Consider the following 14,907-nt stretch of genomic DNA (forward strand, 5'->3'; position numbering starts at 1 on the left):
TTTATCCTCTTTTCCATCTTGTACCTTGAGCGGTATCTTCTAAAATAATATTACGTTCTTTTAAATCATCGCGAATTTGATCGGATAATGCGAAATCACGATTTTTACGAGCTTCAATACGCTTTTGGATAAGCGCCTCAATTTCTTCATCAAGTAATTCTTCTTGCGCTATTTCTAATCCTAAAATATCAAATAATGTTTCAAGTTGTTTCACGTATGCTCCAATTACAACTTTAGAAGTATGTTCTTCTAATAAATATTGATTTGCATGATTTGCTACATTATATAATTCAGTAATCGCATTAGCCGTATTGAAATCATCATCCATTGCCTCTTCAAATGCAGCCTGGAATTTTTCCATTTCAGCTAACCATTTCTCATTATGATCTGTTAAATCTGTACTACTTTCCATACGATGTTTTAAATTACCGTAAGCTGTTTTAATTCTTTCTAGCCCATTATTCGTACTTTGTAATAACTCTTCACTAAAGTTAATTGGATGACGGTAATGCACTGATAACATAAAGAATCTAATTAACTGTGGATCATATTGCTTAATAATATCGTGAACTAAAATGAAGTTCCCAAGTGACTTAGACATTTTCTCATTATCAATATTAATATATCCATTATGCATCCAGTAACGTGCAAATGTTTTTCCAGTCAACGCCTCGGACTGCGCAATTTCATTTTCATGATGAGGAAATGCCAAGTCTTGACCACCAGCATGAATATCAATTGTATCCCCCAAATATTTACGTGCCATCGCTGAGCATTCAATATGCCATCCTGGGCGTCCTTTCCCCCATGGGCTTTCCCAGAAGATTTCTCCTTCTTTCGCAGCTTTCCATAAAGCAAAGTCAAGAGGGTCTTGTTTCTTTTCTCCTACTTCAATACGTGCACCGTGACGTAAGTCTGCGATTGGTTGATGCGATAATTTACCGTAACCCTCGAATTCTTTTGTTCTAAAGTACACATCACCTTCTGATTCATATGCATACCCTTTATTCACAAGTTCATGAATAAATTCAATAATGATATCCATATTTTCCGTTACACGCGGATGAACCGTCGCATGTTTGCAACCCAGTGCCGTTACATCTTCAAAGTAAGCTTCAACAAAACGATCCGCAATTGTTGGCACATCTTCGCCTAATTCATTTGCAGCCTTAATTAATTTATCATCCACGTCAGTAAAGTTAGATACATACTGCACATCATATCCTTTATATTCTAAGTAACGGCGTACCGTATCGAATACCATAGGTGGTCTTGCATTCCCAATGTGAATGTAGTTATAAACTGTAGGTCCGCACACATACATCTTTACCTTATTTTCTTCTAGTGGAATAAACTCTTCCTTTTGACGCGTTAACGTATTATAAATGTGAATAGTCATTTTTATCCTTCCTTTCTACCTTTACTTCGAGTTGCTTTCTCAATTTATCAAGTTCTGCTTCCATAACCTTTAATTTATCAAAAATTGGGTCCGGAAGATCAGAATGATTTAATTCTTGACCAATCTTTACTCCATTTTGAATAACGACTCGACCAGGTATGCCTACAACTGTAGAATGCGCAGGGACTTCTTTTAATACGACAGATCCTGCTCCAATTTTAGAATTCTCTCCAACCGTAATCGATCCTAGTACTTTAGCACCTGTTGCAATTAATACATTATCCTGAATTGTAGGATGCCTCTTTCCTTTTTCTTTACCGGTGCCACCTAATGTAACACCCTGATAAATTGTTACATTATCACCAATTTCACACGTTTCTCCAATCACAACTCCCATTCCATGATCAATGAAAAAACGACGACCAATAGTTGCTCCTGGATGAATCTCAATGCCAGTAAAAAAACGACTTACTTGTGAAATCCAGCGTGCAATAAAGAAAAAATTCCTTTTATAAAAAGCATGTGCAATTCGATGGGACCAAACTGCATGTAATCCAGAGTAAGTTAAAATGACTTCGAAATAACTTCGTGCCGCTGGATCCTGTTCAAAAACGACTCCAATATCTTCCCGAAGCCTCTTAAACATCGATGTTCCCTCCCCTTTATGGGCTGCTTTTTTCGAATGAACTAACTCCCTTAACTCCCCACTTCCCCCTAAATCTTTATACAAGGAGATAAAACTTATACTCATACCCTATTTTGGTATAAAAAAAAGACGCCTCTGTCATATCGACAGAGACGCCTTATAAGCGCGGTTCCACTCTGTTTAGGCTAAAGAAAGCCTCAAACTCATCCATGATAACGGTGTACACCGCTTCTGTTTACTTTCCGCCCTAAGACGTTCTACGAAATAATTCGCTGTTCAACAGAAGACTCGAAGGGGCATTTCAAAAATCCGCTTATAAACCACTTCCAGCCTAAAGGTGGTTCTCTCTGTAAAAAGCCTGATTTTCTACTTCTCCTTCTCGTCGCTTTTCCTTATTAGGTTTTAAGTATACTTATTATATTTCTAAATCTAGAAAATGTTAACCAATTACTTTTTGAATACGATTTAAAACTTTTTCTTTTCCAAGAAGAGCAATCGCATTAGGAAGTTCTGGGCCATGCGTTTGTCCAGTAGTAGCAACACGGATTGGCATAAATAAGTTTTTACCTTTATGTCCTGTTTCCTTTTGAACTGCTTTAATAGAAGCTTTAACTGCTGCTGGCTCCAGCGCTTCTAGAGCTTCTAATTGACCAGCAAATGCACGAAGCACTTCAGGTACTTGTTCACCTTTCAATACTTCTTGTCCTTCTTCTTCATAATCAACATGATCTTTAAAGAACATTTCAGAAAGCTCTACAATTTCAGCTCCAAAGCTCATTTGGTCATGATATAAAGCAATTACATCACGAACCCAAGCTTGTTCTTGTTCGCTTAAGTTTTCACCTACGCGACCAGCCTTCACTAAATGCGGTAAGCTTAGTTCAACAACCGTATCTAATTCTTGCTTTTTCATATATTGGTTGTTCATCCATTTTAGTTTTTGAGAATCAAACAATGCAGGTGATTTCGATAAACGAGCTGCATCAAACATTTTGATAAACTCATCTTGAGAGAAGATTTCATCTTCTCCTACCGGCGACCAACCTAGTAGTGCAATAAAATTAAAGATTGCTTCTGGAAGATATCCAAGCTCTTTATATTGCTCAATAAATTGAATAATAGATTCATCACGCTTACTTAATTTTTTACGGCTTTCATTTACAATTAAAGTCATATGACCGAACCTCGGGATATCCCAACCGAAAGCTTCGTAAATCATCATTTGTTTTGGCGTGTTTGAAATATGATCATCACCACGAAGTACGTGTGTAATTTCCATTAAGTGATCATCTACTGCTACCGCAAAGTTATAAGTTGGAATACCATCTTTTTTCACGATAACGAAATCGCCAAAATCATTTGAATGGAATGCCACTTCGTCTTTTACGATATCTTTAAACGTGTAGTCGCGATCAGCAGGTACACGGAAACGAATACTTGGAATGCGGCCTTCAGCCTCAAACCCTTTCATTTGTTCCTCAGTTAAATCACGGTGATTTCCAGCATAACGCGGTGTTTCACCACGAGCGATTTGACCTTCACGCTCTGCTTCTAGCTCTTCTTCTGTCATATAACATTTGTAAGCTAAACCACGCTCTAATAAATCTACATATAATTTTTTATAAATATCTAAACGCTCTGTTTGACGATATGGTCCAAACTCACCACCAACATCAACACCTTCATCCCAATCCATACCGAGCCATTTCAAGTATTTTAATTGGCTTTCTTCTCCACCAGCAACATTACGTTTTACATCAGTATCTTCAATACGAATAATAAACTTACCATCTTGATGACGAGCAAATAAATAATTAAATAATGCCGTACGCGCATTTCCGATATGTAAGTGTCCTGTTGGACTTGGCGCATAGCGCACTCTCACTTGCTTTTCCATAATTGGTACACCTTCCATTCTTAATGTCTACACATTCTATAATTGTACAACAAAAAAATGTGATTATCCATCTTACGAATTAAAAACCATTATTTTTTCTGCAATAATACGACTGCTTGAGAAGCAATCCCTTCTTCTCTACCTGTAAATCCTAATTTTTCTGTTGTTGTTGCCTTTACATTAATATTATCAACAGACGTTTCTAATAGTTCACTAATACGTTTGCGCATGCTTTCAATATGCGGTGCCATTTTTGGCTTTTGGGCAATAATTGTACAATCTAGATTCCCTAGCTCGTAACCTTGTTCACGCACAAATTCCCAAACTTTCTGTAACAATATAGCTGAATCTGCATCTTTAAAGGCAGGATCTGTATCAGGAAAATGCTTTCCAATATCTCCTGCTGCAATTGCTCCTAAACACGCGTCAGCAATCGTATGTAACAATACATCCGCATCCGAGTGACCGATTAATCCTTTCTCATGAGGAATTGTAATTCCGCCGATAATTAATGGTCTACCTTCCGCAAATTCATGTACATCAAAACCTTGTCCAATTCGAAACATTCTTTGCATCCTCCTCAAGCTAAACTACTGAGCTTTATGATTCTATATTATATTGCTATCCCTATAAAGAAAAGCCCGGCCGTTGCCGAGCTTTTCTTTACTATAATGCCATCACTACTATTTCTTCTGAACATGAAGGAAACTTTCAGCAATTAACAAATCCTCCGGAGTCGTCACCTTAATATTATAGTAACTCCCCTCCACTACACCTACTCGCTTCCCGATACGTTCTACGAGACTTGCATCATCTGTACCAAGGAAACAACTCTGCTTTGCACTTCTATGAGCTTCTAATAACAGAGGAACAGAGAACCCTTGCGGCGTTTGAACTGCTTTAAGCTGAGAACGTTCTACCGTTTCAACAACAACACTCTGTTCTACTTTCTTAACTGTATCCTTCACTGGTACTGCACAAATGGAAGCACCATATTTTTCTGCTGCAGTTAATACATCTTGAATCATTTTATTCGTTACGAACGGGCGCGCACCATCGTGTACGAGAACATACTCGACTCCGCTCACATGCTGAAGCGCATTATATACGCTATCTTGCCTTTCAGCCCCGCCTTGAATAAATTGCACCTGTTTTTCAACTGGGTACTTCTGCATTAACTCCTCAAAATACGGGCGTTCTTCTTCGTTAATTGCCATAATAATACTTTTGCATGCTCTATCTTTTTCAAAAGCACGTAATGTATGCACAATAATCGGCACTTCATTTATAAGTAAGAACAACTTATTTTTGCCAGCACCCATCCGTTTTCCTTGACCCGCTGCTGGAATAATTAATGTATACATATTAAAAATCCTCTACTTATAATGCTTTTTCTAAAAATTTACGTTTCGCGAATATCATACGACCAGCCGATGTTTGCAATACACTTGTAACAAGTACATTGAGTTGTGAACCGACATATTCTCTACCGTCTTCTACTACAATCATCGTGCCATCATCTAAATATGCAACACCTTGATTTTGTTCTTTACCATCTTTCACAACATAAACACTTAGTTCTTCGCCAGGAAGTACAACTGGTTTAATTGCATTTGCTAAATCGTTAATATTTAACACTGTTACCCCTTGTAATTCAGAAACCTTATTTAAGTTGAAATCATTTGTTACAACAGTTCCACCGGTGATTTTCGCTAACTTTACAAGCTTGCTATCCACCTCTTGGATATCCTCGAAATCGCCTTCATAAATTTCTACCGGAATTGGCATCTCTTTTTGAATACGATTTAAAATGTCTAACCCTCTGCGACCACGATTACGCTTTAACGCATCGGAAGAATCGGCAATATGCTGAAGCTCTTCTAATACGAATTGTGGAATCACAATTGTTCCTTCTAAAAACTTTGTTTGGCAAATATCAGCAATACGTCCATCAATAATTACACTCGTATCGAGAATCTTCCAGTGAGCTGTAGACTTCTCTACTTCTCCCTCGGCCTCTTCAGTCTCACTATTGTTCTTTTTCTTACCACCACGTTGTGGTAATGTAAATAATCCTAGCAATTCATTTCTCTTTTTAAACCCTACTTGGAACCCTAAATATCCAAGCAAAAGGGTAAAGAACACTTGCAATACTGTACTAATGACTGGGATTGTAAATTCACGAATTGGTATTAAAATTAAATATGCAACAATAAGACCAGAGATCAACCCTAATGTACCAAATAAAACATCTGCTACAGGCGCCTTTACAAGGGCCTCTTCGATATGCTTAATAAGTTGAACAATATAATCTACAAGCCAAAATGTTGTTAAAAATAAAATAATTGCACCAATAACTGCCCGAACATACGATCCTTCAAGCCATGGAACAGCACCTATGTCCAATACATTAATAACTTTTGGGATCAAGAAAATCCCTAACGCTCCCCCGATCACTAAAAAGAAGAGCTGTACGATCCGTTTTAACATCCAACCACCTCCTACTCATTATTAACCATTGTTTTGCTAATCAAAACGCCGAATGCAAAAGCGGACGTGTTTTTTTTGTAAATAGTTTTATTTACCAATATACCATATCATATACCAAAAATGTTCTAGTGTCGTTATATTATGGAATCAATGTAATATTCTTAATTGTGTCTACTCATATAGAGATGCTCTTGAATTCTTTTTAGGCCTTCTCGTATTTTCTTCGCTCTAACTTCTCCAATTCCTTCCACATCATCCAATTCATTAATAGTTGCGCGACAAACACCTTGCAACGTTTTAAAGCGATTAATTAAATTTTCAATGATAAGTGGTGGAACGCGAGAAATTTTGCTTGCGATTCGGTATCCTCTCGGTGTCACACTTTCCTCTAAGCTCATTTGTCCTGGATAACCAAGCAACTTAACTAAATCGCTATCCTCTAGAAGTTGTGTATTTGCAAGATCTTGTAACTTCTTCAAAATTTGATGGTGATCTTGCGTTTTCTCTTGGTAGTAATCCTTAATCAATAGCGCTGCCTCTGCTTCTAAATCAGCTAGTAATTCTGTGAGTTGTAAACGAATTAATCTTCCTTCTGTTCCTAACTCATGAATATAGCTCAATATTTCATTTTTAATACGCAGTACCATTTCAACACTATGTAAAACATGAACTACCTCGGACATTGTAACGACCTCTTCAAATTCTAGAATGCCCAAATTCGTAATCCCATCATTCCATACAGCTTTATATTTTTCTAACGTTTGAATAGCTTGATTTGCCTTCGTTAAAATTACACCTATATCTTTTAGTGTATAACGTAAGTTACCTTGATATAGTGTAATTACGTTACGTCTTTGTGAAATAGCCACAACAAGGCTAGCCGTCTGCTTTGCTACACGCTCTGCCGTTCGATGACGCATACCTGTTTCAATAGAATCAATGGATGGATCTGGAACTAATTGTGCATTTGCAATTAAAATTTTGCTCCCAGTTTCATTTAAAATAAGTGCCCCATCCATTTTTGCTAATTCATATAAACTAGCCGGTGAGAATGCACAATTAATGTGAAATCCTCCATCAACAATACTTTTAATCTGCTCATTATACCCAAGAACAATTAGCCCTCCAGTTTGCGCACGAAGTACGTTATCTATCCCTTCGCGTAGTGGTGTTCCTGGGGCAACGAGCTGTAGAATGTTAATCATACTTTTGACACGTTGCTTGTTTTCCTCCATAGCCTAGCCTCCTAATGTCAAACGAAGCGCTTCTCCTAAATTAGAAACACCCACTACCTCAATCCCATCTGGAATTGTCCATCCTCCCAAATTTTTTCTAGGAATAATAGCACGTTGAAATCCTAATTTCGCTGCTTCTTGTACACGTTGTTCAATTCTTGATACTCTTCTTATTTCTCCAGTTAGGCCTACTTCTCCTATTACCGCATCGGTTGGTGCAGTAGGTTTATCTCTGAAACTTGAAGCAATACTTAATGCAACGGCTAAATCGATTGCTGGTTCATCTAATTTCAAACCACCCGCGACTTTTAAATACGCGTCTTGATTTTGCAACAATAAACCGGTTCTTTTTTCTAACACTGCCATAATAAGTGAAACGCGGTTATGATCAATTCCCGTCGCCATTCTTCGAGGATTTCCAAAACTAGTAGGAGAGATTAATGCTTGTATTTCTACTAAAACCGGTCTTGTTCCTTCCATTGAAGCAACCACTGTGGATCCTGCAACTCCAACTGGACGTTCTTCAAGGAAAATTTCAGAAGGGTTTAGTACTTCTGCAAGACCTAGCTCCTTCATTTCAAAGATACCCATTTCATTTGTGGAACCAAAACGGTTTTTCACAGCTCGCAAAATACGATATGTATGGTGACGATCTCCTTCAAAGTAAAGAACTGCATCAACCATATGTTCTAGCATACGTGGTCCTGCAATTGCCCCTTCTTTTGTCACATGTCCGACTATAAAAATAGGAATCCCTTTCGTCTTTGCAAGTTTCATTAATTCCGCTGTACATTCACGTACTTGCGCGACACTTCCTGGTGCTGACGTCACTTCAGGTAAATGTATCGTTTGAATGGAGTCAATAACAACAAAAGCTGGATTCATCTCTTCAATGTGCGATGCAATTCGCTGTAAATCAGTCTCTGCTACAACAAATAGATTACTACCCTTTACATGCAAACGATCTGCACGAAGTTTAATCTGCTTTGCCGACTCCTCACCCGATATATATAGTACATCATATGAAGAATCTGCTAATTGCGATGAAATCTGTAATAGCAATGTTGATTTTCCAATCCCAGGGTCTCCACCAATAAGTACTAAGGACCCATCTACAATCCCACCACCAAGTACACGGTTAAACTCTTGGAATTTCGTTTCAATACGCGCCTCTGACTTTGTTTCTACTTCTGTTAGGCGTCTTGGTTTTGTTACTTCTGATTGGATTGCATTGGCATAATTAAGGCGTCTTGATGATACAACCGGTTCCATCTCTTCAACAAGCGTATTCCATTGACCACATCCAGGACATTTCCCCATATATTTTGGTGACTGATAACCACATTCTTGACATGTAAACTTTGTTTTCTTTTTAGCCATATCTTTTTATATTTCACTTCACTTTCATCTATAAACGTTTATCCTTCTCGTACAAGAAAGAGGGCTATCGCGTAGCCCTCTTTGTTTGTCTATACTTATTTTACCTTTTCCGCACTATGAATGACAAATGATTCTCCTTCTACATCAAAGATAACTTTTTGTCCTTTCTCAATAGCGCCTTTTAACAGTTCTTCTGACAGTCTATCTTCCACGTGCTTCTGAATTGCCCTACGAAGTGGACGAGCACCGTATTCACGATCAAACCCTTTATCAGCAATCGCTGCAATCGCTCCTTCTGTTAGGTGTAATTCAATCTCTTGTTCTTTTAAGCGTTTCACTAACTGATTAACCATAAGTGTTACAATCTCTTGAATATGTTTTTTCTCAAGCATATGGAACACGATAATTTCATCAATACGGTTTAAGAATTCTGGACGGAATGCCTTTTTCAGTTCATCCATTACTTTACCTTTCATATCTGAATAATCGCGGCTCTCATCTTGTACGTTAAAGCCAAGATGTTTATTACGTTTTAACGCATCTGCACCGACGTTAGACGTCATAATAACAATTGTATTACGGAAATCAACTGTACGCCCTTTAGAATCCGTTAAACGACCATCTTCTAATACTTGTAGTAAAATATTAAACACATCAGGATGAGCTTTCTCTACCTCATCTAATAGGACAACCGAATATGGCTTACGACGAACTTTCTCTGTTAATTGTCCACCTTCTTCATATCCAACATATCCTGGAGGAGATCCAACTAAACGAGAAGTAGAATGCTTCTCCATGTATTCAGACATATCGATACGAATCATCGCATCCTCATCACCGAACATAGATTCTGCTAACGCTCTTGCAAGTTCCGTTTTACCTACACCTGTTGGTCCTAAGAAAATAAATGAACCAATCGGGCGCTTCGGATCTTTTAATCCTGCTCTTGCACGACGAACAGCTTTTGCCACAGCTACGACTGCTTCATCTTGACCAATTAAACGATCATGTAAAATTGATTCTAAGTTTAATAATTTATCTGTCTCTGTTTGTGCAAGTTTAGAAACTGGGATACGTGTCCATGTGGAAACGACATTTGCAATGTCTTCTACTGTTACTTCTGAATTTTCTTTTCCTTGTTGCTCTTTCCACTGGCGTTTTGTATCTTCTAACTTTTCACGTAAACGTTGTTCCATATCACGTAAGGAAGCAGCTTTTTCAAATTCTTGACTTTGTACAGCTGCATCTTTTTCTTTTCTAATTTCCTCAAGTTTCACTTCGAGCTCTTTTAAGTTCGGTGGTGTTGTGTAAGAACGTAAACGTACTTTTGATGCAGCCTCATCAATTAAATCAATTGCTTTATCAGGTAAGAAACGATCTGTAATATAACGATCTGAAAGTTTTACAGCCGCATCGATTGCATCATCTGTAATAGATACACGGTGATGCGCCTCGTAACGATCACGTAAACCTTTCAAAATTTGAATTGATTCCTCTAAACTCGGCTCATCAACATGGATTGGCTGGAAACGTCTCTCTAAAGCTGCGTCTTTTTCAATATATTTACGATATTCATCTAAAGTTGTCGCCCCAATACATTGTAATTCACCACGAGCTAAAGATGGTTTTAAAATATTTGACGCATCAATTGCACCTTCTGCTCCACCTGCACCAATTAATGTATGAAGCTCATCAATAAATAGAATAATATTGCCCGCTTGACGAATTTCATCCATCACTTTCTTTAAACGGTCTTCAAATTCACCACGATATTTCGTTCCAGCTACAACTGTTCCCATATCTAATGTCATAACACGCTTATCTCTTAAAGTTTCAGGAACTTCATTATTTACAATTTGCTGTGCTAACCCTTCTGCAATTGCTGTCTTACCTACACCAGGTTCTCCAATTAATACTGGATTGTTTTTTGTTCTACGGCTTAACACTTCAATTACGCGTTGAATTTCTTTACTACGTCCAATAACAGGATCTAAACGATTTTCACGTGCCACAACTGTTAAATCACGTGCTAAACTGTCAAGCGTCGGTGTATTTGCATTTGTTGATGAACCACCTTGGTGACCTGAACTAGCTTCGTTACTTCCAAGAAGTTGCAGTACTTGTTGTCTTGCCTTGTTTAGACTTACACCTAAATTATTTAAAACACGTGCCGCTACCCCTTCACCTTCACGGATTAAACCAAGTAAAACATGTTCTGTTCCCACGTAGGAATGGCCCAGCTTACGTGCTTCATCCATAGACAACTCAATAACCTTTTTAGCACGAGGTGTGTAATGTACTGTTTGTGAAGCTTCTGTTCCACGCCCAATTAATGCTTCTACCTCTTTTTGAACTTTCTCTGGACTTAATCCAAGAGCAATTAACGCTTTTGCTGCAATCCCTTCGCCTTCGCGTACAAGCCCAAGTAAAATATGTTCTGTACCAATATTATTATGCCCAATGCGAATTGCTTCCTCTTGAGATAAAGCTAATACTTTCTGTGCTCGTTCTGTAAATCTTCCAAACATCATAGAAATCGCCTCCTACTTGCGCTTAGTTTTGTTCAATACGTAATCGCTCACGGATTAAGGTTGCTCTTCGATAATCTCTTTCTTCTGGCCCTAAAGGTCCTCCTGCATATTGCTGCAAAATGCCTGGCTGAGTAAGGACCATTAACTCAGTCAAAATATTTCTTGATATCCCTTTTATATATCCTAGGTCAATACCAATTCGTACATCGGATAAACAAGTAGCCGCTTCCGCAGATTGGATTAAACGACTATTAGAGAGTATACCGTAAGAACGATATACTTTATCTTCAAGCTCAACACTCGAATTTTGTACGATTAATTCTCTAGCTATTTTTTCTTGTTGTATAATTTGTTGAATGACACTCTTTAAATCTGCAATAATATCTTCTTCTGCTTTACCTAGTGTCATTTGATTGGACACTTGAAATATATTACCTAACGCTTCGCTACCTTCACCGTATATTCCTCTTACTACTAACCCTAATTTTTGAATTACTTGTATAATACGGTTAATCCTTTTCGTTAAAACGAGTCCCGGTAAATGAATCATTACAGAGGCCCTTAATCCTGTACCAACGTTAGTAGGACAACTCGTAATATATCCAAGTGATTCATCAAAAGCGTATTCAACTTCTTCCTCGATCCAATTATCTATTTGATTGGCACTCTGAAGCGCCTTTGATAACTGTAACCCTGAAAATAAACACTGAATCCTAACGTGATCCTCTTCATTAAGCATGATACTAATATGTTCACTTTCTGATAGTAAACATGCTCCGTATTCTGTTCCTGCAAGATTTGGACTAATTAAATGTTTCTCAACTAAAACCCTCCTTTGAAGAGGATTTAATTCATCCATTTTTAATAGTTCAAACTTCCCAAAAGGTTCTACCGGTTTATTTACAAACTTCTTCTTAAATAATTCATGAATCTGTTTAGCTTCTTTCTCGTTTTGCATAGTAGAGAATTGATATTTTTTTAAATTACGAGCCAAACGAATTCGACTACTTAAAACAATATCAGAATCAGGGCCATCTCCCTTCATCCACGGACTAATTGCTTCGTTCATAATTCTGTCCAGTGACATAGAACTATTCCCCCTCTCTATGCTCACTAAGCCGATTTTCAAGACCTCGAATTTCATCTCGTATTTCAGCTGCTTTCTCAAACTCCTCTTTTTGCACAGATTGCTTCAGAGTAAGTTTTAGTTCATCTAATTCTTTCTTTAAGTGGATATTTCCTTCTATACGCTCTGGAATTTTTCCACAATGATCTGTATGTCCACCGTGTAGACGTTTTAATAGTGGTTTTAAATGCTCTTTAAATGTATCGTAACAAGAAGCACAACCAAAGCGTCCCACTTTTGTAAATTGTTCATATGTCATCTTACAATCTGGACATCTTAGTATATTTATATTCGAAAATGTATTTTGTCCTTCTTCAAACATTGCTGATTCACCATGTAATAATCCAGCTAATAGTTCATGGAATGAAAAATTAGAGTGCTGTGATTGAAAGAAAGACGTATAGCCACTTTGTTCTGCACATTGCTCACAAAGATGAACTTCCGCCTTTTTCTCGTTGATTACTTTTGTATAATGTAAAGTTGCTGTTCTTATATTACAATTTTGACAAGTCATCGCTATCCCCACCTTTACAACAGGAACGATCTATCTCATGATACTTTTCATACATTACTAGATTGTTCTCTTGCCTTAATCTATTTAATAAAAGCACATGTTACCCTTCAAAATCCCTACAATATTAAACTGCATTATCTTAGTTATCATTTTTACAAAAGTTATATTTATTTATATTTCAGTGTTCTTAACATTGCGCATAATATTCGAGCCCTAAGTTCATCTCGAGAAGGAACATCCATTAATAATACAGAACGATCTAGTACACTTAACATAAGTTTAGCTTCACGATTTGTTATGATGCCCTCTTCTATTAAACGTATAACCATACTTTCTGCATTTCCTTGTGCAACGCTATGATCAATCATATGAAGCATTTGATCAATAATGTCTATATCGTCATGCAGTTTGACTTTTATAATGCGAATGTAACCTCCTCCACCTCGTTTACTTTCTACTACGAATCCTCTTTCTAACGTAAAACGGGTATTGATTACATAGTTGATTTGAGACGGAACACAATCGAATCGATCCGCGATCTCATTCCTCTTGATTTCAATCACATTATTATTACTTAAGTCAATAACTTGCTTTAGATATTTCTCAATGATATCAGATATATTTCTCATTTATCCGCCACCTTTATTGACTTTGACTATCTTTGACTTTAATTATATACGTATTAAAAAAATTTGCAACTCTTTTGCTTATTCACTATCCTAGCCACATTTCACAGTCTTTAATCAAAAGGACGGTTCTTTAAGTAAAGATTTTTTAAATTACTATGAATTATAAAAGAAAACACGAAAAAACACGAGTCAAATGACTCGTGTCTTAGTTGCTTGGCGACGTCCTACTCTCACAGGGACAAGGTCCCAACTACCATCGGCGCTAGAGAGCTTAACTTCCGTGTTCGGTATGGGAACGGGTGTGACCTCTCTGCCATCATCACCAAACTATGAAGGCATATTCCTTCAAAACTAGATAACATTTGCTACATATTATATGGTTAAGTCCTCGATCTATTAGTATTCGTCAGCTCCACATGTCACCATGCTTCCACCTCGAACCTATCAACCTGATCATCTTTCAGGGATCTTACTAGCTTACGCTATGGGAAATCTCATCTTGAGGGGGGCTTCATGCTTAGATGCTTTCAGCACTTATCCCTTCCGCACATAGCTACCCAGCTATGCCCTTGGCAGAACAACTGGTACACCAGCGGTGCGTCCATCCCGGTCCTCTCGTACTAAGGACAGCTCCTCTCAAATTTCCTACGCCCACGACGGATAGGGACCGAACTGTCTCACGACGTTCTGAACCCAGCTCGCGTACCGCTTTAATGGGCGAACAGCCCAACCCTTGGGACCGACTACAGCCCCAGGATGCGATGAGCCGACATCGAGGTGCCAAACCTCCCCGTCGATGTGGACTCTTGGGGGAGATAAGCCTGTTATCCCCGGGGTAGCTTTTATCCGTTGAGCGATGGCCCTTCCATGCGGAACCACCGGATCACTAAGCCCGACTTTCGTCCCTGCTCGACTTGTAGGTCTCGCAGTCAAGCTCCCTTATGCCTTTGCACTCTACGAATGATTTCCAACCATTCTGAGGGAACCTTTGGGCGCCTCCGTTACACTTTAGGAGGCGACCGCCCCAGTCAAACTGCCCACCTGACACTGTCTCCCGGGT

12 protein-coding genes, 2 rRNA genes and 1 other annotated feature (1 of these 15 running past the window's edge) are annotated in these 14,907 nt (G+C 38.2%); all 14 genes read right to left on the minus strand.

Annotated features, from left to right (window positions below):
* Position 1: 1 nt before the first annotated feature.
* Positions 2–1,399 (minus strand): cysteine--tRNA ligase, encoded by a 1,398-nt coding sequence (gene cysS, locus ACP6L7_RS27875; protein WP_097833014.1) that lies wholly within the window; start codon positions 1,397–1,399, stop codon positions 2–4.
* A complete protein-coding gene (gene cysE, locus ACP6L7_RS27880) occupies positions 1,380–2,045 on the minus strand; it encodes a serine O-acetyltransferase (RefSeq protein WP_000476504.1) in 666 nt (221 codons plus the stop codon). The genes cysS and cysE overlap by 20 nt, the downstream gene beginning before the upstream one ends.
* Before the next feature lie 145 nt (positions 2,046–2,190).
* Positions 2,191–2,437 (minus strand) — a binding site (T-box leader).
* Positions 2,438–2,484: 47 nt separating this feature from the next.
* The gene (gene gltX, locus ACP6L7_RS27885) at positions 2,485–3,942 is read right to left on the minus strand and encodes a glutamate--tRNA ligase (protein WP_097833015.1); all 1,458 of its coding nucleotides are present in this window, start codon (positions 3,940–3,942) and stop codon (positions 2,485–2,487) included.
* Positions 3,943–4,031: 89 nt separating this feature from the next.
* Positions 4,032–4,508: a 2-C-methyl-D-erythritol 2,4-cyclodiphosphate synthase gene (ispF, locus tag ACP6L7_RS27890; protein WP_000488381.1), complete on the minus strand. Its 477-nt coding sequence runs from the start codon at positions 4,506–4,508 to the stop codon at positions 4,032–4,034.
* Between the two features lie 117 nt (positions 4,509–4,625).
* Positions 4,626–5,306 (minus strand): 2-C-methyl-D-erythritol 4-phosphate cytidylyltransferase, encoded by a 681-nt coding sequence (ispD, locus tag ACP6L7_RS27895; RefSeq protein ID WP_097833016.1) that lies wholly within the window; start codon positions 5,304–5,306, stop codon positions 4,626–4,628.
* A gap of 16 nt (positions 5,307–5,322) precedes the next feature.
* The gene (locus ACP6L7_RS27900; RefSeq protein WP_097833017.1) at positions 5,323–6,432 is read right to left on the minus strand and encodes a PIN/TRAM domain-containing protein; all 1,110 of its coding nucleotides are present in this window, start codon (positions 6,430–6,432) and stop codon (positions 5,323–5,325) included.
* A gap of 161 nt (positions 6,433–6,593) precedes the next feature.
* Positions 6,594–7,667, minus strand: coding sequence for a DNA integrity scanning diadenylate cyclase DisA (gene disA, locus ACP6L7_RS27905; protein WP_000392161.1), 1,074 nt, complete (start codon positions 7,665–7,667; stop codon positions 6,594–6,596).
* A gap of 3 nt (positions 7,668–7,670) precedes the next feature.
* Positions 7,671–9,047: a DNA repair protein RadA gene (radA, locus tag ACP6L7_RS27910; protein WP_001085206.1), complete on the minus strand. Its 1,377-nt coding sequence runs from the start codon at positions 9,045–9,047 to the stop codon at positions 7,671–7,673.
* A gap of 95 nt (positions 9,048–9,142) precedes the next feature.
* Positions 9,143–11,578, minus strand: coding sequence for an ATP-dependent protease ATP-binding subunit ClpC (gene clpC, locus ACP6L7_RS27915; RefSeq protein ID WP_000971190.1), 2,436 nt, complete (start codon positions 11,576–11,578; stop codon positions 9,143–9,145).
* 22 nt (positions 11,579–11,600) lie between these two features.
* The gene (gene mcsB, locus ACP6L7_RS27920; protein WP_097833018.1) at positions 11,601–12,665 is read right to left on the minus strand and encodes a protein-arginine kinase McsB; all 1,065 of its coding nucleotides are present in this window, start codon (positions 12,663–12,665) and stop codon (positions 11,601–11,603) included.
* 4 nt (positions 12,666–12,669) lie between these two features.
* Complete coding sequence (gene mcsA / locus ACP6L7_RS27925; RefSeq protein WP_097833019.1) at positions 12,670–13,218, minus strand: protein-arginine kinase activator protein McsA; 549 nt, start codon at positions 13,216–13,218, stop codon at positions 12,670–12,672.
* Positions 13,219–13,385: 167 nt separating this feature from the next.
* Positions 13,386–13,847 carry a transcriptional regulator CtsR gene (gene ctsR / locus ACP6L7_RS27930; RefSeq protein WP_001244553.1) on the minus strand — a complete coding sequence of 154 codons (462 nt, stop codon included), beginning with the start codon at positions 13,845–13,847 and terminating at the stop codon, positions 13,386–13,388.
* A gap of 211 nt (positions 13,848–14,058) precedes the next feature.
* Positions 14,059–14,174: ribosomal RNA gene (rrf, locus tag ACP6L7_RS27935) — 5S ribosomal RNA — on the minus strand.
* Between the two features lie 49 nt (positions 14,175–14,223).
* Positions 14,224–14,907: ribosomal RNA gene (locus ACP6L7_RS27940) — 23S ribosomal RNA — on the minus strand (it continues 2,238 nt past the right edge of the window).

The sequence above is a fragment of the Bacillus silvicola genome (assembly GCF_050524305.1).
GTDB lineage: Bacteria > Bacillota > Bacilli > Bacillales > Bacillaceae_G > Bacillus_A > Bacillus_A cereus_AT.

Coding starts and splice junctions, on each gene's coding strand:
- cysS (WP_097833014.1), bottom strand. CDS start 1,399: ATGACTATTCACATTTATAATACGTTAACGCGTCAAAAGGAAGAGTTT.
- cysE (WP_000476504.1), bottom strand. CDS start 2,045: ATGTTTAAGAGGCTTCGGGAAGATATTGGAGTCGTTTTTGAACAGGAT.
- gltX (WP_097833015.1), bottom strand. CDS start 3,942: ATGGAAAAGCAAGTGAGAGTGCGCTATGCGCCAAGTCCAACAGGACAC.
- ispF (WP_000488381.1), bottom strand. CDS start 4,508: ATGTTTCGAATTGGACAAGGTTTTGATGTACATGAATTTGCGGAAGGT.
- ispD (WP_097833016.1), bottom strand. CDS start 5,306: ATGTATACATTAATTATTCCAGCAGCGGGTCAAGGAAAACGGATGGGT.
- ACP6L7_RS27900 (WP_097833017.1), bottom strand. CDS start 6,432: ATGTTAAAACGGATCGTACAGCTCTTCTTTTTAGTGATCGGGGGAGCG.
- disA (WP_000392161.1), bottom strand. CDS start 7,667: ATGGAGGAAAACAAGCAACGTGTCAAAAGTATGATTAACATTCTACAG.
- radA (WP_001085206.1), bottom strand. CDS start 9,047: ATGGCTAAAAAGAAAACAAAGTTTACATGTCAAGAATGTGGTTATCAG.
- clpC (WP_000971190.1), bottom strand. CDS start 11,578: ATGATGTTTGGAAGATTTACAGAACGAGCACAGAAAGTATTAGCTTTA.
- mcsB (WP_097833018.1), bottom strand. CDS start 12,665: ATGTCACTGGACAGAATTATGAACGAAGCAATTAGTCCGTGGATGAAG.
- mcsA (WP_097833019.1), bottom strand. CDS start 13,218: ATGACTTGTCAAAATTGTAATATAAGAACAGCAACTTTACATTATACA.
- ctsR (WP_001244553.1), bottom strand. CDS start 13,847: ATGAGAAATATATCTGATATCATTGAGAAATATCTAAAGCAAGTTATT.